The 22,683-nt window shown below is 61.5% G+C and carries 25 protein-coding genes; 20 read left to right on the top strand and 5 right to left on the bottom strand.

Features of this window, described 5'->3' with window-relative positions; genetic code table 11:
- Positions 1-2: 2 nt before the first annotated feature.
- From hflX to ACP3TE_RS01715, 3 genes are all read left to right on the top strand, one after another.
- On the top strand, positions 3-1,664 hold the full coding sequence (gene hflX, locus ACP3TE_RS01725) for a GTPase HflX (protein ID WP_402696344.1): 1,662 nt from the start codon (positions 3-5) through the stop codon (positions 1,662-1,664).
- Positions 1,657-3,657: an ATP-dependent DNA helicase gene (locus tag ACP3TE_RS01720; RefSeq protein ID WP_426735009.1), complete on the top strand. Its 2,001-nt coding sequence runs from the start codon at positions 1,657-1,659 to the stop codon at positions 3,655-3,657. Before hflX ends, ACP3TE_RS01720 begins: the two co-directional genes overlap by 8 nt.
- 105 nt (positions 3,658-3,762) lie before the next feature.
- Positions 3,763-4,842 carry a glycoside hydrolase family 76 protein gene (locus ACP3TE_RS01715; RefSeq protein WP_426735007.1) on the top strand — a complete coding sequence of 360 codons (1,080 nt, stop codon included), beginning with the start codon at positions 3,763-3,765 and terminating at the stop codon, positions 4,840-4,842.
- A 56-nt stretch (positions 4,843-4,898) separates the two neighbouring features.
- Here the strand turns inward: ACP3TE_RS01715 and lexA are convergent, their stop codons facing one another.
- Positions 4,899-5,618, bottom strand: coding sequence for a transcriptional repressor LexA (gene lexA, locus ACP3TE_RS01710; RefSeq protein WP_105658157.1), 720 nt, complete (start codon positions 5,616-5,618; stop codon positions 4,899-4,901).
- 258 nt (positions 5,619-5,876) lie between these two features.
- On the opposite strand from lexA, the gene ACP3TE_RS01705 reads away from it, so the two are divergent.
- From ACP3TE_RS01705 to ACP3TE_RS01670, 8 genes are all read left to right on the top strand, one after another.
- Complete coding sequence (locus ACP3TE_RS01705) at positions 5,877-6,230, top strand: LysM peptidoglycan-binding domain-containing protein (RefSeq protein ID WP_105658156.1); 354 nt, start codon at positions 5,877-5,879, stop codon at positions 6,228-6,230.
- 81 nt (positions 6,231-6,311) lie between these two features.
- Positions 6,312-7,418: a histidinol-phosphate transaminase gene (locus ACP3TE_RS01700; protein WP_426735005.1), complete on the top strand. Its 1,107-nt coding sequence runs from the start codon at positions 6,312-6,314 to the stop codon at positions 7,416-7,418.
- Between the two features lie 22 nt (positions 7,419-7,440).
- Positions 7,441-8,061, top strand: coding sequence for an imidazoleglycerol-phosphate dehydratase HisB (gene hisB / locus ACP3TE_RS01695; protein ID WP_013348471.1), 621 nt, complete (start codon positions 7,441-7,443; stop codon positions 8,059-8,061).
- Positions 8,062-8,697 (top strand): imidazole glycerol phosphate synthase subunit HisH, encoded by a 636-nt coding sequence (hisH, locus tag ACP3TE_RS01690; RefSeq protein WP_105658154.1) that lies wholly within the window; start codon positions 8,062-8,064, stop codon positions 8,695-8,697.
- Positions 8,698-8,699: 2 nt separating this feature from the next.
- Entirely contained in the window at positions 8,700-8,849 is a 150-nt protein-coding gene (locus ACP3TE_RS01685; RefSeq protein WP_166650645.1) for a hypothetical protein, read from the top strand.
- 27 nt (positions 8,850-8,876) lie between these two features.
- A complete protein-coding gene (priA, locus tag ACP3TE_RS01680; protein WP_105658153.1) occupies positions 8,877-9,614 on the top strand; it encodes a bifunctional 1-(5-phosphoribosyl)-5-((5-phosphoribosylamino)methylideneamino)imidazole-4-carboxamide isomerase/phosphoribosylanthranilate isomerase PriA in 738 nt (245 codons plus the stop codon).
- A 221-nt stretch (positions 9,615-9,835) separates the two neighbouring features.
- Positions 9,836-10,717: an SseB family protein gene (locus ACP3TE_RS01675; protein WP_105658152.1), complete on the top strand. Its 882-nt coding sequence runs from the start codon at positions 9,836-9,838 to the stop codon at positions 10,715-10,717.
- Positions 10,718-10,758: 41 nt separating this feature from the next.
- Positions 10,759-12,096: an MFS transporter gene (locus ACP3TE_RS01670; protein WP_105658151.1), complete on the top strand. Its 1,338-nt coding sequence runs from the start codon at positions 10,759-10,761 to the stop codon at positions 12,094-12,096.
- Here ACP3TE_RS01670 and ACP3TE_RS01665 read toward each other — a convergent pair.
- Together ACP3TE_RS01665 and ACP3TE_RS01660 are read right to left on the bottom strand one after the other, a co-directional pair.
- Positions 12,093-12,638, bottom strand: coding sequence for a GNAT family N-acetyltransferase (locus ACP3TE_RS01665; RefSeq protein WP_400342864.1), 546 nt, complete (start codon positions 12,636-12,638; stop codon positions 12,093-12,095). The two genes, ACP3TE_RS01670 and ACP3TE_RS01665, sit on opposite strands and share 4 nt — an antisense overlap.
- Positions 12,639-12,741: 103 nt before the next feature.
- A complete protein-coding gene (locus tag ACP3TE_RS01660) occupies positions 12,742-13,107 on the bottom strand; it encodes a DUF1844 domain-containing protein (protein WP_426735002.1) in 366 nt (121 codons plus the stop codon).
- 330 nt (positions 13,108-13,437) lie between these two features.
- Between ACP3TE_RS01660 and infC the strand changes: the two genes are divergently transcribed.
- The 9 genes from infC (at position 13,438) to ACP3TE_RS01615 (ending at position 21,505) form a co-directional block, all read left to right on the top strand.
- Positions 13,438-14,088 carry a translation initiation factor IF-3 gene (gene infC / locus ACP3TE_RS01655; protein ID WP_388023856.1) on the top strand — a complete coding sequence of 217 codons (651 nt, stop codon included), beginning with the start codon at positions 13,438-13,440 and terminating at the stop codon, positions 14,086-14,088.
- 165 nt (positions 14,089-14,253) lie between these two features.
- Positions 14,254-14,448, top strand: a complete 195-nt coding sequence (gene rpmI, locus ACP3TE_RS01650; RefSeq protein WP_013348480.1) for a 50S ribosomal protein L35 — start codon at positions 14,254-14,256, stop codon at positions 14,446-14,448.
- Positions 14,449-14,552: 104 nt separating this feature from the next.
- A complete protein-coding gene (rplT, locus tag ACP3TE_RS01645) occupies positions 14,553-15,203 on the top strand; it encodes a 50S ribosomal protein L20 (RefSeq protein ID WP_105658148.1) in 651 nt (216 codons plus the stop codon).
- A 111-nt stretch (positions 15,204-15,314) separates the two neighbouring features.
- Complete coding sequence (locus ACP3TE_RS01640; RefSeq protein ID WP_426734999.1) at positions 15,315-16,229, top strand: TrmH family RNA methyltransferase; 915 nt, start codon at positions 15,315-15,317, stop codon at positions 16,227-16,229.
- Positions 16,219-16,659, top strand: a complete 441-nt coding sequence (locus ACP3TE_RS01635; protein ID WP_426734997.1) for a (deoxy)nucleoside triphosphate pyrophosphohydrolase — start codon at positions 16,219-16,221, stop codon at positions 16,657-16,659. Before ACP3TE_RS01640 ends, ACP3TE_RS01635 begins: the two co-directional genes overlap by 11 nt.
- Positions 16,660-16,731: 72 nt before the next feature.
- Complete coding sequence (locus ACP3TE_RS01630) at positions 16,732-17,373, top strand: LppM family (lipo)protein (protein ID WP_426734995.1); 642 nt, start codon at positions 16,732-16,734, stop codon at positions 17,371-17,373.
- Between the two features lie 142 nt (positions 17,374-17,515).
- Positions 17,516-18,595: a phenylalanine--tRNA ligase subunit alpha gene (gene pheS, locus ACP3TE_RS01625; protein WP_105661889.1), complete on the top strand. Its 1,080-nt coding sequence runs from the start codon at positions 17,516-17,518 to the stop codon at positions 18,593-18,595.
- Positions 18,596-18,598: 3 nt separating this feature from the next.
- Positions 18,599-21,142, top strand: a complete 2,544-nt coding sequence (gene pheT / locus ACP3TE_RS01620) for a phenylalanine--tRNA ligase subunit beta (RefSeq protein ID WP_133832946.1) — start codon at positions 18,599-18,601, stop codon at positions 21,140-21,142.
- 153 nt (positions 21,143-21,295) lie between these two features.
- Positions 21,296-21,505, top strand: coding sequence for a hypothetical protein (locus tag ACP3TE_RS01615; RefSeq protein ID WP_105658142.1), 210 nt, complete (start codon positions 21,296-21,298; stop codon positions 21,503-21,505).
- Here ACP3TE_RS01615 and ACP3TE_RS01610 read toward each other — a convergent pair.
- Together ACP3TE_RS01610 and ACP3TE_RS01605 are read right to left on the bottom strand one after the other, a co-directional pair.
- Complete coding sequence (locus tag ACP3TE_RS01610; protein WP_426734992.1) at positions 21,502-21,984, bottom strand: GNAT family N-acetyltransferase; 483 nt, start codon at positions 21,982-21,984, stop codon at positions 21,502-21,504. The two genes, ACP3TE_RS01615 and ACP3TE_RS01610, sit on opposite strands and share 4 nt — an antisense overlap.
- 81 nt (positions 21,985-22,065) lie before the next feature.
- The gene (locus ACP3TE_RS01605) at positions 22,066-22,653 is read right to left on the bottom strand and encodes a hypothetical protein (RefSeq protein WP_426734990.1); all 588 of its coding nucleotides are present in this window, start codon (positions 22,651-22,653) and stop codon (positions 22,066-22,068) included.
- Between the last annotated feature and the right edge of the window lie 30 nt (positions 22,654-22,683).

Raw genomic sequence — 22,683 nt, 5'->3', positions numbered from 1 at the left:
GAATGTTTGATGAACCAACCGAAACTGAACGCGCCACGTCGCAAAGTGGGGCCCACCCGCACTATTCTGGAAAGCGAAGTACTTCTAAGGAGACCATGACTAACTCCGAGTCACACGAGCACGATTCGGCATCTATGGATGATGCCCAGATCCAGGCCGCCATCGATAGAATCCTCGCAGCCGACGATGCGCAGAGCCCGCAGGTCCAGCACTTCGGCGAAGAAGAGAGTTCCATCTTCGCCGGGCAAGCCTCTGCACTGAACCGTTTTTCCTCCGGCCTCTCCCATTTCGACGGGGACCAGGAAGATTTGGACGACCGCCGTGCGCTGCGCCGCGTCGCAGGCCTGTCCACGGAACTGGAAGACGTCACCGAAGTCGAGTACCGCCAGCTGCGCCTGGAACGCGTCGTGCTGGCTGGCATCTGGAGCGACGGCACCGTCACCGACGCCGAGAATTCCCTGCGTGAGCTCGCCGCTTTGGCAGAGACCGCCGGCTCGGAGGTCCTGGACGGGCTGGTGCAGCGTCGCAGCAAGCCGGACCCATCGACTTTCCTCGGCTCGGGCAAGGCTGAAGAGCTGCGCGGAATTGTTGCTTCCACTGGCGCCGATACCGTGGTTGTCGATGCAGAGCTGGCTCCTTCGCAGCGTCGCGCCCTGGAGGATATCGTCAAGGTCAAGGTGATCGACCGCACCAGCCTGATCCTGGATATCTTTGCGCAGCATGCCCAGTCGCGAGAGGGCAAGGCGCAGGTTGAACTGGCCCAGCTCGAATACCTGCTGCCGCGCCTTCGCGGTTGGGGAGAATCGATGTCCCGCCAGGCCGGTGGCCGCGTGGGTGCCGCCGGTGGCGGTATCGGTTCGCGTGGACCGGGTGAAACCAAGATTGAAATGGACCGCCGCCGCATTCGCGACCGCATGGCGAAGCTGCGCCGCGAGATCAAGGCCATGAAGCCTGCGCGCGAAGCCAAGCGTGCCAACCGCAAGCGCAATGAGGTTCCGGCCGTAGCCATTGCCGGCTACACCAACGCTGGCAAGTCATCGCTGCTTAACCGACTGACCAACGCCGGTGTGCTGGTGGAGAACGCGCTGTTCGCTACCCTGGACCCGACTGTTCGCCAGTCGGCGACCGAAGACGGGCTGACCTACACCCTGGCCGATACCGTGGGATTCGTTTCCAACCTTCCGACCCAGCTGGTGGAAGCCTTCCGTTCCACTTTGGAGGAAATCGCCGATTCGGATCTCATCCTGCACGTCGTTGACGGGTCCCATCCGGATCCCGAAGGGCAGATCCAGGCCGTGCGCACCGTGCTCGGCGAAGTCGACGCGTTGAACATCCCAGAGATCATCGTGGTGAATAAGGCTGATGTGGCTGATCCGTTCGTTATCGAACGCATCCGCAACAAGGAATCCAACACTGTGGTTGTCTCTGCGCATACCGGTGAAGGCATCCAGGAGCTGCTGGAAAAGATCAGTTCCTCGATTCCACGCCCCGGAGTCCAGCTTGAGGTACTCATTCCCTACAACCGGGGGGATTTGATCGCCAAGCTGCACCAGAGCGAATCCGAGATCCTGGAAAGCGAACACCTGGAGGAGGGCACCCGGCTGATCGTCAAGGTGCGCGATTCCTTTGCTGCAGAGTTGGAGACCTTCAACCTTCATGGATGATAAGCAAGAGCAGGCCCTGGGGCTCCTGGAGGCCGCGGTCACTTCCATGGGCGGCGCCATGCGCACCGGCCAGCAGGAAATGGTCAAGCACGTGGTCAGCGCGTTGGAAGACGAAAAGCATTTGCTGGTGCAGGCCGGTACCGGAACGGGCAAGTCCATGGGCTACCTGATTCCGGCACTGGCCCACGCGCAAACCAGCGCCAAGCCAGTGATCGTCTCCACCGCGACATTGGCGCTGCAATCGCAGATTGTCGGCCGTGACGTACCGCGATTACTCGACTCGCTCAAGGGCAAGCTCTCGCGCCCGATGGATGTCGCGCTGCTCAAGGGGCGCTCGAACTACCTGTGCCAGTACAAGCTCGGCGGCGGATACCCGGATGACGAAGGCACTCTTTTTTCCATGGACGAGCCGGCAATACCTGCCGGCACCACTTACTCGCCGCTGGCTAGCGAAGTAATGAAACTGCGTGAATGGGCCGAAGAGACCGACACGGGTGACCGCGATGAACTGGTGCCCGGGGTTAGTGACAAGGCTTGGAAGCAGGTCTCGGTTTCGGCCATGGAGTGCCTCGGCTCGCAGAAGTGCCCGATGGCGGACGAATGCTTCTCGGAAATGGCGCGTGCCCGTGCCGCCGAGTCCGACGTGGTCATTACGAACCATGCGTTGCTGGCGGTTTCGGCCTTCGAGGGGCTTTCGGTTCTCCCGGACTTCGAAGTCGCGATCATCGATGAGGCCCACGAACTGCAAGATCGCGTGACCAGCTCGGTTTCGGGCGCGCTCTCCTCGCGCATGGTGCTTACCGCCGCTGGCGGTGCCAAGCGCCATTGCGGTATCAATGCGGATGAGATGGTCAAGGCCGCAAACCGCCTGGAAAAGTCGTTGACCGGGTTGCCGACAGGCTTGCTGGAACATGGTCTGCGCGAAGACATGGGCATTGCCCTGAACGACATCGTGGAGCAGGCCCGGCTGGCTCTGGCGCTGTCCAAGCCCGAAGCCAATGCACCGGCCGATGGCGGCCGCCAGACTGCCCGCTCCCAGCTGCAGGCAGTGATGGATGATGCGATTCGCATGCTCGAATCCGAAGAACGCCGCGAGGTCCTGTACACCACCCGTCCGCGGGAGTTTGTCGAAGGCCGGGGCTACGTCGAGGCCGATGAGAGCCAGCCTGCAACCTTGAACGTGGCACCGTTGTCGGTGGCCGGCAAGTTGCGCGAGGGCCTCTTCGACGGGCGCACGGTCGTATTGACCAGCGCCACCTTGGCCATTGGCTCGCAGTTCGACTCGGTAGCAGGCTCCTTGGGCCTGATGGGCGCCGGCGCTCCATCATGGACCGGCGTAGATGTTGGCAGCCCTTTCGATTACCCCAAGCAGGGCATCCTCTACGTGGCCAAGCACCTGCCCAAGCCAGGACGCCAACTGGCGGCGGAGACGCTGGATGAGATCGAAGATCTCATCAAGGCCTCCGGTGGCGGCGCCTTGGCGCTGTTCACTTCCAAGCGTTCCGCCGAGGAAGCGGCAAGCATCTTGCGCGAGCGCCTGGACGTGGAAATCTTGTGCCAGGGTGAAGCCAGCATGAAGTCGCTGGTCGAACAGTTCAGCAGCGAACGCGACACCTGCCTGTTTGGAACCATGACCTTGTGGCAGGGCGTGGACGTGCCAGGCGATTCTTGCCGGCTGGTCATCATCGACAAGATTCCTTTCCCGCGCCCGGATGATCCTATCTCCAAGGCCCGTTCCGAGGACGTGGCCAAGCATGGCGGAAATGGCTTCATGCAGGTTGCCGCCACCCATGCGGCGATTCGCCTGGCCCAGGGTGCTGGGCGCTTGATTCGTTCGGTCGGGGATAAGGGCGTTGTGGCGATCCTTGATTCGCGCATGGCCACGGCGCGGTACGGCAGCTTCTTGAAAGCTACCCTGCCGCCGATGTGGCCGACTGTCGATAAGAAGGTCATCACTGGTGTTCTCAAGCGATTGAACCCGGGCGGGAAATAGCCGCGGCCAGAATATGAACTTGAGCTGTCCTTCGGGACAGCTCAAGTTCTTTAACCGGTACCAGCATGATGCTTCCGGATGCACTAAGGTCTGTGACAAGAACTGATGAAGCTCGAATCGGAAGGCACCATGGAGTCCATGCAGGAATTGGCGCACCAAGCCGCGATCGACACCCACCAGCGGTTCGGGCATCGCCTCATGGGGTTGCCCGGAACGTGGATTGGACAGAGCTACAGCAGAGCGCATCGGTTGCGCGACGGAAGCATGCTCAGCAATCTCAATGGTTTCGCGCACCCGCTTGCGGAGTGGAACTATTGGTGGCAGGCGCACTATCTGGATGCCATCATCGATGAGGGCCGATCGTACTGGGACGAAGGCAACGAACACCGGGCGCGCGAAGCGCTTGCCCGGGCCAACGGCCTATTGCGCGGCATTCGAATTCGAAACTTCGGGATCTTGCCCAACTACTTCTTCGACGACATGGCTTGGCTTGCCCTGGCCAGCGGCCGCCTGTCAGAGTTCACGCAGCTGGTGACGGGACACAGGAGCCGTCCTGCCGAGGCGGCAGTTCGGACGCTGGGACGGCAGCTCCATGCCGGCATGGATGGGGTGCTGGACGGCGGCCTGTACTGGTCCAGAAAGCGGGATTTCAAGAACACGCCAGCCAACGCGCCGGCGGCACTGTTCTTTGCCCGTACCGGGGAGAAAGAGACCGCGCGAGAGCTTCTCCAGTGGCTGGAAAAGAATCTGTTCAGCGTGGAGCGAGGACTGTATCTGGACGGACTTCGGTTGACCACGCAGGGACACGCCGTGGAACCAGCGGTCTACACCTATAACCAGGGCCTGGTGCTCGGGGCATTGCTTGAGCTTGGCGAGCCTGCTGATCTGGCTCACGCTCAAGTACTGATCGATGCCACCACGAAATCGCTGTCAACTGCTGCCGGGGTCCTCTCGTTCAACAGCGGGGGAGACGGCAACCTGTTCGCGGGGATACTCTGCCGATATCTGGCCCTCGCCGGTAATGATGTCCGCTTGGAAGCCCGGAGCCGGGAGCAGGCCAGGAGGCTGATCATGGCAACGGCGCGCCATCTGGCTGACCAGGAGCCACGCCGGCTTTCGGCGGCAATCCAACGCTGGATGATCTTCTCGGCGGCCGCTCAATTCGAGTTGAACGCCGGCCAATAGCGGGTTAAACGAGAATTGCGCTGGTGCCAAGCACCAGCGCAATGACCGTACGTATTCTAGAGCGAGCGCATCACCGAGACGACGCGTCCCATGATCGTTGCGGCATCACCCAAAATTGGTTCGTAGCGCGAGTTCTGCGGAAGCAGCCAGGTGTGCCCGTCACGCTGCCGGAAAGTCTTTACCGTGGCTTCTTCATCGAGCAGGGCAGCTACGATGTCGCCGTTGTCCGCCGTCTGCTGGCGGCGGACAACTACCCAGTCGCCATCGCAAATCGCAGCGTCAACCATTGAATCGCCGGAAACCTTGAGCATGAACAGTTCGCCGTGGCCTACGAGCTGACGAGGCAACGAGAAAACATCTTCGACGGACTGTTCGGCAAGGATCGGACCGCCGGCAGCGATACGGCCAACCAGGGGAACCATGGTGGTGTCAGCGGAAGTGCTCAATTCAATGATCTTGGCGTCTTCGCTGGCATCTGGCTCGACCGGCTTCGAAACTTCGGCCTTCTCGGCGTCTTCGGCCAGCTGCAGAGGCAGCAGGATTTCCATTGCGCGCGGACGGCGTGGATCTCGACGGATATAACCGAGCTTTTCCAGCTGGCTCAGCTGGTGGGTGACGCTCGAAAGGCTCTTGAGCCCCACTGCGTCACCAATCTCACGCATCGATGGTGGATAACCGTTCTTGCCGATTGACCGCTGGATCGTCTCCAGGATCTTCTTTTGGCGAATCGTCAGCGAACGTGCATTCGATCGGGGAGTGCGTTGTGAAGCTGACATGAGATTTTGCCTTCCCTAGCAATCATTCGAAAGTTCGTAAGTCCAAACTGTCGGCGCTAGATGGTGAGATGTTTTCATTGCTCGTCTACTTCGAAATCTTAGTAGATAAGCGAGCTTCTTTCAAAGATTTGTTCGAAAACTTCTGGACAAGTTCCGCAAACCTCTGTTAGAACAGATATACGAGGTTCGAACAAGTTTTCGAACCTACGCTTTCGAATACAAATTCGCATCACTTGAATTTCTTGAGGAGACAAAGTCATGGCAACCGTCGCACTTGACTCAAATCAGACCCAGGCACCACTGAAGATCCGCATCAACCGTCGCGGATGGGCCGTGCTTGTGGGTATGCCCATTTTCGCACTCACCATCGCCGCAGCTTTCTTCATCTCCATGTTTGCCTCTGACGCGCATGCCGCAGCCGATACTCCTGTTGGAGTCGGAACCGTTGATGTCACCGTTATTCCAGGGGATACGCTGTGGAGCCTGGCCCGGGATTACGCCACCGGTTACGACGTGACCTCGGCAGTGGGCCACATCGCCGAACTCAATGCCCTGACCGGCAGCGAAATCCAGGTCGGCGAAACCCTCTCGATTCCGGTCCTTGCCGGCTAGCTTCCCCAGCCTGCTTCGAGTTTGTTACCTGTGGCCGTAGCGGATTCACCGGCAGGCGCGCTGCGCACGTAGACTTGATGCGTGAATGACCGCAGTGAACTTTTGAGTCAGCTGCCCTTGCGTGAGAATCTCCGCGGGCTATCCCCTTATGGCGCACCACAAATTGACGTGCCCATCCAGCTGAACGTCAACGAGAACACCCATCCGTTGCCACCGACAGTCGTCGATGCCATTGCACAAGAGGTGGCCAAGGCGGCGGCAACGTTGAACCGGTATCCGGACCGCGAGTTCACCGAGCTTCGCGAACTCCTAGCCGATTACCTCGGCCACTCGCTCACAAAGGACAATATCTGGGCCGCTAACGGTTCCAATGAAATCCTGCAGCAAATCCTGCAAGCCTTTGGCGGCCCCGGCCGTGCCGTGATGAGCTTCGGCCCTACCTACTCCATGTACCCGCTGCTTGCCAGTGGTACTGACACGAAATATATCGCCGGTGAACGCGCCGCAGATTTCACGTTGTCCGCCGATTCCGCAGCCGCACAGGTTCGCGAGCACAAGCCGAACATCGTTTTCCTCTGCTCTCCGAATAACCCCACCGGCACGGCCCTTGGCCTGGACGTCATCACCGCGGTATATGAAGCCATGAGCGAGCATAACGGCATAGTGATCGTGGATGAGGCGTACGCCGAGTTCTCCTTGGCCAGCACCACCTCGGCGCTGAGCCTGCTCGAAGGCCGCCAGCGGCTGATTGTCTCGCGCACCATGTCCAAGGCTTTCGGCCTGGCCGGTGCGCGCGTAGGCTACCTGGCCGCTGCGCCAGAAGTCACCGATGCCATCCGCTTGGTGCGACTGCCATACCACCTGTCGGCAGTGACCCAGGCAACCGCCATCGCGGCCTTGAAGAACATCGAGTTGCTGTTGGCCCAGGTCGAGGACATCAAGTCCCAGCGGGACCGCATCGTCGCGCGCCTGAAGGAACTTGGCCTCAAGCCATCGGTCTCCGACTCCAACTTCGTCTTCTTCGGTGGCGTCGAAGACCCCCGCAAGATTTGGGAAGGCCTGTTGGAAGCCGGCATCATCATCCGCGACAATGGAATCCCGGGAACCTTGCGTGTTACGGCAGGAACCGAATCGGAAACCACAGCCTTCTTGGAACGACTTGCCGAACTGCTCGGCTCGCAGAAGTAATCAAAGACAAGCGAAGGAAGACATGTCTGCCGAATTGATTGGCGCACGTCGCGCCCGCATGGAACGCGTGACCAGCGAATCGTCCGTATTCGTTGAACTGGACCTCGATGGCACCGGTGTCTCTGAGATCAGCACCTCGGTGCCGTTCTACGACCACATGCTGACTGCGCTATCCAAGCATTCGCTCATCGATCTCACCGTGCGTGCAACCGGCGATACCCACATCGACGTTCACCACACCGTCGAGGACACCGCGATCACCATTGGCGAAGTACTGCGCGTGGCACTGGGCAACAAGGCCGGCATCCGCCGCTTCGGCACCTCCTACGCTCCACTGGACGAAGCCCTGTCCCGTTCGGTAGTCGATGTGTCGGGCCGGCCATACCTCGTGCACTCCGGCGAGCCTGCGGGCCAGGAATACCACCTGATCGGTGGTCACTTCACCGGTTCGATGACCCGTCACGTCTTCGAAGCCATCACTTTCCACGCACAGATCTGTGCTCACATCGAGGTGCTCTCGGGTCGCGACCCGCACCACATCGTTGAAGCGCAGTTCAAGTCCTTCGCGCGCGCATTGCGCGAAGCGGTAGAGCGCGATGAGCGCATGGGCGACAAGATCCCATCCACGAAGGGTGCACTGTAAGTGGAAAAGAAAACAGTAGTTGTCCTGGATTATGGTTCCGGCAACGTCCGCTCCGCTGTGCGCGCTTTGGAAGCCGCCGGCGCCGAAGTGGAACTGACCGCAGATCCGAAGAAGATCGTGGCCGCCGACGGCCTGGTAGTCCCCGGTGTTGGCGCCTACGCCTCGGTCATGGAGCAGCTGGCCAAAACCGGTTCCCTGCGCTGGATCGGTCGCCGCATTGCCGGGGGCCTGCCGGTTTTGGGTATCTGCGTGGGACACCAGGTCTTCTTTGAAGAAGGCGTGGAACACGGTGTGAAAACCGAAGGCATTGGCGAATGGCCGGGCAAGGTTGAACGCCTGCAGTCGGATGTCATCCCGCACATGGGCTGGAACACGGTACGCCCGCCGGAAGGATCCAAGCTGTTCGCCGGCATCGAGGGTGAACGTTTCTACTTCGTGCACTCCTACGCTGTTCAGAAGTGGGAATTCGACGTAACCCAGCCAGCGATGACCCCGCCACAGGTGACCTGGTCGACGCACGGAACGCCCTTCGTGGCCGCCGTCGAGAACGGCCCGCTATCGGCAGTGCAGTTCCACCCGGAGAAGTCCGGGGACGCTGGCGCGCAGCTGCTTCGCAACTGGTTGGGGACGCTCTAGGCATGTGGACCCTTATTCTGGGCGTTGTCGGGGCCTTCCTGATTGGCGGAGCCATTTCGCTGAAGAGCCAGAAGGCCCATATCTCATGGATCATCGCGCTGTGGGTACTTGCAGGCCTGAGCCTGATCGCAGCCTGGTCCTTGACCTACTAATCACATTACTTCTTCACTAAGGACATCATGAGCGAGCAACCAATCCTCGAACTTTTGCCTGCAGTAGATATCGCTGGCGGACAGGCAGTGCGCCTGGTCCAGGGCGAAGCCGGTTCCGAGACCGGATACGGCGACCCGCTGGAAGCTGCGCTCTCCTGGCAGAACGCCGGCGCTGAATGGCTGCACCTGGTCGACCTGGACGCAGCCTTTGACCGTGGCAGCAATGTTGAGATTGTCCAGCGCATTGCCAAGGAACTGGATATCAAGGTCGAGCTCTCCGGCGGTATCCGCGATGACGCTTCACTTGACCGGGCCCTGGAATTCGGCGCTACCCGCGTCAACCTCGGAACCGCCGCGCTGGAGAACCCGGAATGGACCAAGCAGGCCATTGCCCGCCACGGCGACAAGATCGCCGTGGGCATGGATGTGCGCGGAACCACCTTGTCCGGCCACGGCTGGACCAAGGACGGAGGCGACCTGTGGGACGTTCTGGCCCGCCTCGAAGATGCCGGATGCGCCCGATACGTCGTCACCGACGTGACCAAGGACGGCACCCTGCGCGGACCGAACGTTGAACTATTGCGCGAAATCGCTGCCAAGACCAGCAAGCCGATTGTCGCCTCGGGCGGCATCTCCTCGCTCGAAGACCTCCGGGTCTTGCGCGAGCTGGTTCCAGAAGGCATCGAAGGAGCCATCATGGGCAAGGCGCTGTACTCGGGCCAATTCACCTTGCAAGAAGCGCTCGATGTAGCAGGTCGCCGCTAGGCCCCATGCTGCAGCAGGGAAAGACGATTCAGAAGCTCGCGCTTTTGAATCGTCTTTTTTTATTCGTGAAAGCGGATCCCGGTCTTTCCCTCCTCGGGCCCGCGACTGCGCGCAGGTGCTGGGAAAGAAATCTGAAATCATCGGATAGGGGTGTCCAAGCTCATGACTGCAGTTTTGAAACTTCCCTCCAACAACCCCGAAACCACCGATAGCATGGAGCTATGAGTACCGAGCAACCTGAATCTGCACCCAAACGCCACCTGCCGGGACATATTGTCGCTGCACTGGCGCAGGCAGGCTCTAGCACCGACTCTGCCGGTCAGGACTGGGAAGGCCGGGACCTGAGCGGTGAAGGCAACCCCCTGCATAATTTCGACAAGGACGACGGCAAGGCCGACGCCAACGTCGTTGCCGCACTGGCGGCCTTGCGCGATGGCAGCGCAGGGGAGGGCGAGGTGCATAAATCCTTGTCCGAGGCACGCGTTTTCGTTGCGGTGGTAGCCCAGCTCGGCGAAGAAGCCATGACGGAACACGGCTTCGCATCCGACAAGGAAGCCGATATGGCGCTGGTGAAAATCAAGGCTCCAGATGGCCGCATGGCCCTGCCGATCTTCACGACCGTCGAACGATTGCAGGCTTGGCACAAGGAAGCTCGACCAGTGGCGGTTTACGCCCCGCGGGCGGCCCTCTCGGCAGTCAGCGAGGAATGCCAGCTGCTGGTACTCGATCCCGGAAGCGAATTCACCTTCGTGCTTCGACGACCGGGGGTCTGGAACCTGGCCAAGCAGATCGACTGGATTCCGAGTTATCAGAACCAGCAGATCGCCAACCTAGTGCAGGATGCAACCGAAGGCTTTGGCCAGTTGCAGACCGTCAAGGTTGCCCCGGGCAGGGGAGTCGGCTCACGCAGCAAGGACGGGCAAGTGGTCCTTGGCGGAGGTCCCGGACCGGAACTGAACTTGCAGTTTGTTTTTGCTCCCGGAACGAGCGAGAACGACGCTCGCGAGACGACTCGCGCAATCCACGGACGTTTGTCCCAAAACACCGAATTCGCTGAAGCAGTGGATTCCCTCGAACTCAGTTTGCACAGCGCGCCGAACTAAACCGGCGGGCTCCTTTCGACCAGACAAGGAACTTTCCGGGCATGAAAAGCTATTGGCAGATTTTGCGTCAACCGCAGATCTCACTTTTGTTGCTGATTGGCATGATTGCCCGACTTCCGCACTCCGCATTGAGCATGCTGCTGCTCCTGCATCTGGTGAACAACCTCGGCCAATCCTGGGTTTCGGCCGGTCTGGTCACGGCCGTCATGACCTTGGGCATCGCCATTGGCGCCCCGTGGCGCGGTGCCCGCGTAGATGTCTGGGGATTGCGCCGCGCGATGATCCCATCGGTGATCGTCGAAACACTCGTCTGGTGCACGGTGCCGCATGTTCCACTGGTCTGGGTGTACCCGCTGGCCTTCATCGGCGGACTCTTCGCGCTACCGGTCTTCTCAGTGGTGCGTACCGCGCTGGGCATCATGACCACCGGCGAACAACGCCGTACCGCCTTCGCCTTGGATGCCACCGCCACCGAACTGGTGTTCATCGTCGGACCTGCAAGCGCCGGCATTGTCGCCACCCAGATCAGCAGCGTCATTGGATTGAGCGTCATCGGCGTGACCTCGACGGTTGCCGGGTTGGCGCTGATGATCCTGAATCCGCCAACGCGCAGCGATGATCCCAAGGCGATCGCCTCGCGGGCCAACGTGCACGAGGAACGCTTGGGGGCGGAGGCCAGCTTCATTGCGGCCGCGCCGATGGGTGTACCCGAAGTCGAGGGCGAGCTGATCGCAGCCGGCATGAAGTCTGCCCGCGCCCGCATCAAGCAGCGTGGCCGAAACTTCAAGAACCGTTTCAACTGGGTCAGCGCTTCGGTCCTGGCGGTATTCATTGCCGCGGCAGGAGCAGGCATGCTGCTCACCGGCACAGAAGTGGCCATCGTGGCCGAACTGGACGCGTCGGCGCAGAGCCACCAGCTGGGTCTGGTGTTCTTCTTCTGGTGCGGAGCCTCGCTGGTCGGCGGCCTGATCTACGGGTCGATGAAGCGGGTTATTTCTCCACTGGTGCTGCTGCTGAGCATGGCCGTGCTGACGATCCCCATGTACTTCGCGTGGGATACCTGGTCGTTGGCGCTGTTCTCCGCGCTCCCCGGCTTCCTGTGCGCGCCAACGCTGTCGGCGGCCTCTGAGTGGCTCACCGACTTGGTGGCCGAAAAGCGTCGCGGCGAAGCCATGGGCTGGTATGGCTCTGCGATGACCGCTGGCACCGCGTTGGGATCGCCGATCACCGGCATATTCGTCGATAACCTCGGACCCGCCCCGGCCTTCCTTGGCATCGGCGCGATGGCTGCAGTGGTCGTGGTGATTGCCTTAATCGCCCAGCAGATCCGCCGCCGCGTTCGCCGCGCCCGCCGCCGTCGCCTGGAAACGATCGCCTAGGCTCGTGGAGCTGCCCTGAGCCGCGAGTACATGTACATGTCCCTGCGTGCGGTGCCCACCTGTTCCCAGCTGCGCAGCAACCCTTCACGCTGGAAGCCGCACGCTTCAGCGGCCCGCCACGACCCCTCGTTCCACGGCTCCACGTAGAGCTCGATCCGGTCGATTCCCGGATGCTCCAATGCCCAGGCGCCGAGCGCAGCCAACGCGTGCTTGGCAATGCCGCGCCTGCGGTGCTCCGGTGCGATCCAATACCCGATGCTGGCCCTGCCGTGGTCGGCATTGCGGAGCCACAAGCCGATTTGCCCAACGGCACGATCCGTGGCCGTTTCGGCTATGGCAAATGAATACCCGCTGCCCTCGGCCACCCGGCGGTGCTGGCGCTCGATGAATGCCGCATAGCCGGCTTCAGTTCCTTGCGCCGGGACCGTGGTGATTTGCGTAATGTAGGGGTCCGTGGAGGCCTGCCTCACGGCAGGAATGTCGCTGGGCTGGAAGGGGCGGAGCCGGAAAGCGCCGGCGTCGATCACTGGTTGTTCGAGCATCTGCATGATTCCAACCTAGCTTGGTGATCCGAACAACAATGGACCCGTTTCCCTGGGGAAACGAGTCCATGATGTTAATCTCTTAAAATTCAGCCAATATTACTTAGTTGACCGGTCCGGTGAACTTCTCGCCCGGGCCCTTGCCTGGTGCATCCGGGATGATTGAAGCTTCGCGGAAGGCCAGCTGCAGGCTGCGCAGGCCGTCACGCAAAGGCGTTGCGTGCTGCGAGCCGATCTCAGGCGCACCGGCGGTGACTAGGCCTGCCAGTGCGGTGATCAGCTTGCGGGCCTCATCGAGATCCTTCAGCTCATTGGCATCTTCGCCCTCTGCAAGTCCGCACTTGACTGCTGCTGCACTCATCAGGTGGACGGCGGCCGTGGTGATGATTTCAACGGCTGCAACTTCTGCGATATCGCGCACCTGCTGGTCGACAGCGTGCTGGTGCGAGTTGGTGTCTTCGTTAGTCATACTGCTAAGCTTGTCACAGACCGACTCGATGCCGGTACTTCTCGCAGTTCTCCAGCTAGCACTGGATGGGGGATTCGTACTAGTATTGAGCCATGCAAGTGGAGGCCAACTCCCACCCGCTGTCGCCGTTTCCAGGCTTCCGGGTATTTCGGCAGGATTGCAGCAATGCATTCCCCAAGCGCTTACGCAGGAGCAATCCCGTGTTCGGCTTTGTCGTTCTTTTTGGCCTTCGCCTGCAATCGCAGACGGGGGCCTTCTTTGTTTGCGGTCATGGATTACGAATTTCAGGAGTGACACATCAGCGATCCACGCATTAATGAGCGCATTCGCGTGCCAGAGGTACGTCTCGTCGGCCCTAATGGCGAGCAGGTAGGCATCGTCCGTATCGAGGACGCGCTTCGTCTTGCTCTCGAGTCCGATCTGGACTTGGTCGAGGTGGCACCCAGCGCCAAGCCTCCAGTGTGCAAATTGATGGATTTCGGCAAGTACAAGTACGAAGCCGCTGTCAAGGCTCGCGAAGCTCGTAAAAACCAGACCAACACGGTCTTGAAGGAAGTCCGCTTCCGCCTGAAGATCGACACCCACGACTACGAGACCAAGGTCGGCCACGCACTGCGCTTCCTGGGCGCCGGCGACAAGGTCAAGGCCATGATCCAGTTCCGTGGTCGTGAGCAGCAGCGTCCAGAGATGGGCATTCGCTTGCTTGAAAAGTTTGCAGCAGACGTCGCCGAAGTTGGAATCATTGAGTCCAGCCCGCGCATCGATGGCCGAAACATGGTCATGGTTGTTGGTCCGCTGAAGAACAAGGCAGAGGCTCGCCGCGAACAGCAGCAGAAGTCGGGTGGCCGCAGCGCGGCCAAGCGCAAGATCCGCACCGACGCTCCGGCTGAGACCGAGGGCCAGAATGTCGCAGCTTCCATGGATGATGAAGCCCGCGCCAAGTTGGAGCAGGCACGTCAGGCAGCTGAAGGCGACGCCTAGCCAAGCCTGTTGGGCTTTCGAGCCCGTCACCGTTCACGGTGAAGGATCTTCTTCCGGGAAGGTCCAACTACAAGAGAACAACAGCGGTCACCTTTATCGGGGCCCGCTTCGGATGATCCCCACCCGGTGCTTTACCGGGTGGAGCACGTAAGGAGAACGGCAGCTATGCCGAAGTTCAAGACTCACAGTGGCGCCAAGAAGCGCTTCAAGCTCACCGGTAGCGGTAAGCTCGCTCGCCAGCAGGCCAACCGTCGCCACTACCTGGAGCACAAGTCCTCGCGCGTTACCCGTCGCCTGGCTTCTGACCAGATCGTCGCTAAGGCCGATGTAAAGACCATCAAGCGGATGCTGGGCCTCTAAGCTCTCCCTTTCGCAATACGGGGAAGCAATACCCCACCACCCATAGATTTCACCCATCCCGCAAAATCGCGGGCACTGGGGAACTGACTTGAAGGAGTACACACGTGGCACGTGTGAAGCGGGCAGTAAACGCCCACAAGAAGCGTCGCGTCGTTCTGGAACGCGCAAAGGGTTACCGCGGTCAGCGTTCGCGCCTGTACCGTAAGGCCAAGGAGCAGCTGCTCCACTCGTTCGTTTACAGCTTCAACGACCGCCGTAAGCGCAAGGGCGACTTCCGCCGCCTGTGGATCCAGCGCATCAACGCTGCATCCCGCGCCAACGGCATGACCTACAACCGTCTGATCCAGGGCCTGAAGGCTGCTCAGATCGAGGTTGACCGTCGTATGCTCGCAGAGCTGGCTGTTTCGGACTCGAACGCTTTCGCTACCCTGGTAAAGCTTGCCAAGGATGCACTTCCAGCTGACGTCAACGCCCCAAAGGCTGCCGCTGCTGAGGTTGCTGCACCTAAGGCTGCCAAGGCTCCAAAGGCTGCTGCCAAGTCCGTCGAGGGCGAAGGCGTAGTCAAGGCCGTTGAAGGCGAAGACGCACCTGAGGGCTTCATCATCAAGGGCAACGCTGGCTCGAACAAGTACCACGTTCCAGGCTCGACCTGGTACGACCAGACCGAAGCCGAGTTCTGGTTCAACTCCATCGAAGCTGCCAAGGCTGCAGGCTTCGAACCAGCTGGCGGCGAATCCCGTCAGCAGATGAAGTAAATCTCTTCTCCCTTTGAGCTGAGGCTCAGGTAGGACAGATCACACCGAAGGGTGGGTCCCGCGCACAGCGCGGACCCGCCCTTTGCGTGTTTCTACCGGTATTCTCGAGACATGAGCAGTTTTCCTCCAGAAGTGATGTCCAATCCACGCGCCGAACGAGTCAAAGCCATCGCGCGTCTGGCCAAGAGCAAGGGGCGCGAAGCCACCGGCGAATACCTCGTTGAGGGCCCGCAGACGGTACGCGAAGCACTCAAGGCCCATCTGGAGGACGACAACCTGGTCCAGGGCGTCTATGTTGTCGGCGGCTTTCTGGAGAGCCACGAAGAATTCGTGCAGCTGCTCGATAGAGCCAAGGTTCCAACCCGCATCGTCACCGGCGAAGTGCTGGACGCCATGGCTGACACCCAGACCCCGCAGGGCATTCTTGCCGTGGTCGCCATGTCCCAGCCGCAGCTGAGCGAGGTGCTGGACACCAAGCCGAAGCTGATCGCCGTGCTCTGCCGCATCCAGGACCCGGGCAATGCCGGCACCATCCTGCGTGCCGCCGATGCCGCCGGAGCCGATGCGGTGATCCTGACCAAGGGCAGCGTGGATATCTACAATCCGAAGGCCGTGCGCTCCACCGCCGGCTCGCTGTTCCACGTACCGGTGCTGAACAACATCGAATTCGACCACCTGGTCGCCGCCGCGAAGACCACCGGAAGCCAGATCCTGGCCGCCGACGGCTATGCGGCGCACAACCTGGACACCCTGCAGGATGCCGCCGTGCTGCGTGCAAGCCAGCCAGGCACCGAAGCGCCAGAAGCACAGCCGGTGCTGGAAGCGCCAACCCTGTGGCTGTTCGGCAATGAAGGCCAGGGGCTGGAGGAGCGCGAGAAGGACGCCGCCGACTACCGCGTGGCCGTGCCGCTCTACGGTGTTGCCGAATCCCTGAACGTGGGTACCGCATCCACCGTCTGCCTGTACGCTTCGGCCCGCGCCCAGCGCTCAGCGAATCGGAGCGCACTGGACTCCCATGGCAGCTGAACTCAAGCAAATTGTTGCCGTGGCCATCGTCGATGACCTGGCCCGGCCCACCAGGCTGCTTGCCGCGCGCCGCAACCGCCCTCAAGCCCTTGCCGGGCTCTGGGAATTCCCCGGTGGAAAAGTCGAACCCGGCGAGAGCGAAGTCCAGGCCGTGCACCGCGAGCTGCGCGAGGAACTCGGGGTGCAGATGCGTCTTGGCGCGCCCATCCCAGGCCCGCATCCCCAAGGGTGGCAGCTGAGCGAGAAGGCCGCCATGCGCATGTGGTTCGCCCAAATCACCGAGGGCGAGCCAGCGACCCTGGACGGGCATGACCAGCTGGCCTGGCTGGAACTCGATGACTCGCTGTCCGCGGTCGTCCCATGGATTCCGGCCGATGCGCCGATCGTGGCGGCATGCCTGGCCCAGGCACGTGCCGGGGCGCAGCGCTAAACACCCGTAAGCTTATTACCGCGCCAACTTCTGGCACTGTGCCTATAGCCGATATTTTGAGGAGCACTTTTCGTGAAGCGATTTATGAGCGTTATCGCTCTGGCCTTCGCCGCCGTCCTAGCACTTTCTGGTTGCGTCAACATGAACGCAGAAGTCAACGTCTTGGGCAAAGACAAGGTCGCCGGGGCCATGCAGCTGACCCTGCACAAGTCGACGCTCAATGGCGTCAGCTTTGAAGAAGTCCTCGAGAGCCAGATCGACATCCAAATGATGGAACAGCAGCTGGGGGACCAGTGGAGCTACAGCAACATCGATGATGGCGAAAACGTCGGCCTGCGCTTTGAAACCACCAGCCCGATGACCTACGTCCAGCTGGCTGACGCATTCCGCGTCTTCGGCTTCGAGATCAACCTGGGCGATGACGGGAAGGAATACTCCTTCTCGATGCCGGGCGACAAAGCCACCGTGGATTCTTCCTTCACCGAAGCGAACCTGCACGTCACCTTCCCCGGCGCAGTCACCTCGCACACCCCGGGTACCGTCGAGCACCACACCGTCACCTTCGACATGATCAAGGGCGCCGCCGCCTACCAGGCCACCGCCAAGGTCGACCACACCATGTTCTACTCCGCAGTATTCGGCGGGGCGCTGCTGGTTTTGACCTTCGTCTTCGTTGCCGCTTTCGCGCCAAAGGGTGCCAAGGAATTGCATTAATGAGCAGCAATCCTGCTTCAAGGTAAGAAGCTTCACGCCAAGGGCCCGTCATCGGTGAAACGATCACGGGCCCTTAGCCATAGAATGGAAGCAAAGTGTTCTACGCGTAAGTACAAGATAAGAGTAAGGGTCGATCGATCCCATGTCTGATCAGACAACTGAACAAGCTCCTGTCGGGGAGTCCAATGTTCCGCACCCAACCGATGAAGCCGGCATCCAGGGCGCGGTCGACGCCGCCCTGGCAGCCATCCAGGCCGCTGGCGACCTGAACGAGCTGAAGGAAGCGCGCCTGGCCCACACCGGCGAGAAGTCCGCGCTGTCCCTGGCCAACCGCCAGATCGGCAAGCTGGACAAGACCCAGAAGGCTGTTGCCGGCAAGCTCGTCGGCGGTGCCCGCGGACGGGTCAACAAGGCCCTGGCTGCCCGCACCACCGTGCTCGAAGAAGCCGAAGCCGCCCGCATCCTGGTCGAAGAAACCGTGGATGTCACCGCCGCCGCCCGCCGCCGCAGCGTTGGCGCCCGCCACCCGCTCTCGGTCCTGCAGGACCGTGTATCCGACATCTTCGTCGGCATGGGCTGGGAAATCGCCGAGGGCCCGGAAGTCGAATCCGAATGGTTCAACTTCGACGCGCTGAACTTCAAGCCGGACCATCCTGCCCGCGAAATGCAGGACACCTTCTTCGTGGAGCCTGCCGACGCGCACCTGGTGCTGCGTACCCACACCTCCCCGGTGCAGGTCCGCTCGATGCTCGAGCGCGATGTGCCGGTCTACGTGCTGTGCCCTGGGCGCACCTTCCGCACCGATGAGCTCGATGCCACCCACACCCCGGTTTTCCACCAGTTCGAAGGCCTGGCCGTGGACAAGGGCCTGACCATGGCCGACCTGCGCGGCACCCTGGAGCACTTCGCCCGGCAGATGTTCGGCGCCGAAGCGCAGATCCGCCTGCGCCCTGCCTACTTCCCGTTCACCGAGCCATCGGCAGAGCTGGACATCTGGCACCCAGGTGCCAAGGGCGGACCGCGCTGGATCGAGTGGGGCGGCTGCGGCATGATCAACCCGAACGTGTTGCGCGCAGCTGGCATTGATCCCGAAGAGTACTCCGGCTTCGCCTTCGGCATGGGCATCGAGCGCACGCTCATGTTCCGCAACGATGTCCCAGACATGCACGACATGATCGAGGGCGACATCCGTTTCAGCCAGCACTTCGGGATGGAGATCTAAGCAATGCGTATTCCACTATCTTGGCTGCGCGAGTACGCGCAGGTACCAGCCGACGCATCGGCTGAAGACGTCATGGCAGACCTGGTCAAGGTCGGCCTCGAAGAAGAAGATGTCCACCGTCCAAGCGATGAGCTCTCGGGCCCCATCGTGGTCGGCCAGGTGATTTCCCTGGAAAAGGAAGTTGCCTCCAATGGCAAGACCATCAACTGGTGCCAGGTTCGCGTGGTTCCAGAAGGCGCCGAGCAGACCCTGACCGGCAAGGGCATCGACCCCTCGGGCGTGCAGGGGATCGTGTGCGGTGCGCACAACTTCGTGGAAGGCGACAAGGTCGTTGTCACCCTGCCCGGCGCCGTGCTGCCAGGGGACTTCAAGATCTCGCCGCGCAAGACCTATGGCCACACCTCGGCGGGCATGATCGCTTCCTCCCGCGAGCTGGGCATCGGCGAAGACCACGACGGCATCATGGTCCTGTCCAAGCTGGGCCTGGACCCGGAACTGGGCACCGACGTCTTCGAGCTCTTCGGCCTGGATGACCAGGCGGCGGAGATCAACGTGACCCCGGACCGCGGCTACTGCTTCTCGATCCGCGGCGTAGCGCGCGAATACGCGCTGGCCACCGGCACCTCCTTCACCGATCCCGCATCGATCGTGACCGTTTCGGAAGCCACCGAAGCCGGCCATGAGGTAGTGCTCCGCGACGAAGCGCCGATCTACGGCGTACCGGGCTGCACCCGCTTCGTGACCCGCGAGGTCACCGGCATCAACCCGAGCCTCCCGACCCCGCGCTGGATGGCTTCGCGCCTGCAGCTGGCCGGCATGCGCTCGATCTCGCTGGTAGTCGATATCTCCAACTACGTCATGCTGGAACTCGGCGCGCCACTGCACTTCTACGATGCTGACAAGCTGGCCGGTGCGATCACCGTGCGCCGCGCCAACGCCGGCGAAAAGCTGGTGACCTTGGATGCCAAGGAACGCGAGCTGTCGGTCGAGGACCTGCTGATCACCGATGAGTCCGGCGCCATTGGCGTTGCCGGCGTCATGGGCGGCGCGGCCACCGAGGTCTCGGATTCGACCAGCCGCGTGCTGATCGAAGCCGCTCACTTCGACACCGTGTCCATCGGCCGTTCGCGCCGTCGCCACAAGCTGCCTTCCGAAGCCTCCAAGCGCTTCGAGCGCGGCGTGGACCCACGCATCATGCAGATCGCGGCCCAGCGTGCCGTGGACCTGCTGGTGCAGCTGGCCGGCGGCACCGAAACCACCAAGGCCACCGACGCGGGCCAGATTCCTGCCGACACCCAGATCCAGCTGCCGGCAGGTTTCGCGGGAGCCCTGATCGGCGTGGACTACACCGATGAGCAGACCATCACCGCGCTGGAAGGCATCGGCGCGAGCGTTGAGCAGAACGCCGAGGGCTTCCTGGTCACCGCACCAAGCTGGCGCCCGGATTTGGACATCAAGGAAGACCTGGTCGAGGAAGTAGCCCGCGTAGTCGGCTATGACAAGATCCCGGCGACCTTGCCTGTGGCCCCTCCGGGCCGTGGCCTGACCCGCGCCCAGTCCCAGCGCCGCCGCCTGCTGCAGGGCTTGGCAGATGCAGGGCTGACCGAGGTCTTGAACTACCCGTTCGTTTCCGAAGCGCAGAACAGCACCTTTGGTGCTGCGCAAGCCGGTACCGAGGTCAAGGCCATTTCGCTGGCCAACCCGATTTCCAAGGAATTCCGCTTCCTGCGCACCTCGCTGCTGCCGGGCTTGCTGGAAACCGCTCGCCGCAACATCGGCCGTGGCTTCCGCGACCTGGCGCTGTATGAAGGAGGCCTCGTCTTCCTGCCAGGTACGCAGCTGGGCTCCTCGGTTCTGCCTCCGCTAGGTGAAAAGCCAAGCGATGAGGTCCTGGCCGAGCTGCTCAACGGCGTCCCTGACCAGCCATGGCACCTGGCCGCGGTTCTCACCGGCCGCGAAGCATCGGCTGCGGCCGGCTTCGCACCGCGTGCCTGGGACTGGGCCGACGCGCTGGATGCGGCGCACTGCGCGGCAGATGTCCTCGGCGTTGAGCTTGAGGTTGCCCAGGGCAGCCACCAGGCCTTCCACCCGGGCCGTGTTGCAGTACTGAAGGTTTCCGGGCAGGTCGTTGGCTACGCCGGTGAACTGCACCCGCAGCTGCTCAAGGACCAGGACCTGCCAGCACGTACCGTGGCCATGGAACTGAATGCTGCCGCACTGATGGCTGCTGCACCTGCAGTGGTTGTTGCCCAGCAGCACCTGTCCGCCCAGCCGCTGGCTACCCAGGACGTGGCCTTGGTTGTCGACCAGGACGTCGTGGCTGGAGATGTGCTTGCCGCCCTTCGCGAAGGCGCCGGTGAACTGCTCGAAGACATCGCGCTGTTCGACGTGTACCAGGGCCAGGGCATCGAAGACGGCAAGAAGTCGTTGGCCTTCGGCCTGAGGTTCCGTGCCGCCGACCGCACCCTGACCGCCGACGAGGCGTCCGAGGCTCGTGCCGCGGCGGTGGCTGCGGCTACCGAGAAGTTCGGCGCGTCCCAGCGCTAGGCTTTTGGCCTGCCAGATGCCCTGCTGCTCTCCTGATGATCGGGAAGCGGCAGGGCATTTTGCTTTGTCGCCATGCCCGGGTTGGACAGGTTGAGGACTACACTTGATCTGGGATATCCCGACAAGGCGACTAGATGAGGGAAGAGGCTTGAAGTGAAGGGATTGCGGTCATGCGGTGCTGTGCTGCTGGTGTTCTTCCTCGGGATCCTGGCCGTTGCCGTCCTCATCGCGGCAGGCTGGGCAGCGGTGCTGTTTATCCAGCGTGGCGCCGGAACCCACCTCGAAGAACCGGCGACCCCGAGCGCTACGGTAGAGGAAGAAGCACCCGATAGGCTCCGCCCATCGGAAACCTACACGCCCTAGCTGGCTGGCGGCACCGGTACAGTGGGAAGAACCCGTGTCAACGTTATGAGCCCAGGGCCTTCCTTCGCCTGCGCGATGAACCCGTAACGGGCAAGCACTTTCAGCGAGGCGATATTCGAGGCATCGGCACGAGCGATAAATGCGCTTCGACCGGTTTCCTGCAATTGCGCGAGCCCCTCGCTGACTATTGCCTTCGCCAAGCCTTGGCCCCAGCATTCCGGGGCGATCCAATAGCCGATTTCGGTGGCATACCTGCGTTCGGTAGCGGTGAAAAGTCCAACCGGAGAATTCTGGCGGCGCGCGATAAACCAGGAGATCTCCGGACTGCTCAGGGCATGTTCCACGCGTTGCGCGGTGTGCTCCGGGCTCCAGGTGCTTCCGTCGCCGATATGGGCCATGACGCGTTCGTCTGCAGCCAGGCGCGCAACGAAATCTGCATCCGCCTCGGTCATTGGCGTTAGCAGCAGTGAAGGACCCATGGGTTCAGCCTATGCGGGAACGAAGCGCGCGCAAACTTGTTTCATTGGCCGTAGCTTTCCCGAAAAGGTACAAGGCCAGCCCTAGATGCGGGATTTCGCTGCTGCTATCGCCAGACGCGAAGATGCGAGTTGATCTTCAGAGGCGTTCAGCCTCTGCCTTAGGGATAGGGAACTGCGGAAACAGTCCAGGGCTTGGCCGATCAGGCCCCGGTCGAAATAGAGCTTGCCATGGTGTTGCAGGGCAAAAGCTTCAAGGGTGGTGGCGACGTGTTTCTCTGCAGCGGAGGAGCAGTCCCTATTCTGAATAGACGCTCGCGCTGACTCAAAGATTGCCTGGGCGAGTTCGAAACGACCCTGCCAATGCAGAACATGGGCTAAGCGAAGCGCTGCAGCAACGCCAGAATAGGGCAGTGCATTGCTGCTCGCGAAATCCTGGCTGGCAAAGCCGCTTCGACGCAGGCAGCTCCATGCCAGCTCTTCGGCTTCTTCCAGTCGCCCGGTCATTCTCAGCCACCCGATGCGTTCTGCTTCGCCTGGTGTCCCGAGTTCTTCCAGATGGAGGATTCTTGCCTCCACGGCTGAAACGTCGGTAACAATTTCACGCAGCGTCTGTGGATCAATCGAATATTCCGCTGCAACGGATTCTTTGCTTGTCGAGTTGGCAGTCATGTTCGAATCCACATTTGCGCTCCGAACCTT

It is taken from the genome of Glutamicibacter sp. 2E12, from assembly GCF_050030965.1.
In the GTDB taxonomy this organism is placed as follows: domain Bacteria; phylum Actinomycetota; class Actinomycetes; order Actinomycetales; family Micrococcaceae; genus Glutamicibacter.
Note: the sequence above shows the minus strand (reverse complement) of the source record. Positions and strands in the feature narration are given on the sequence as shown.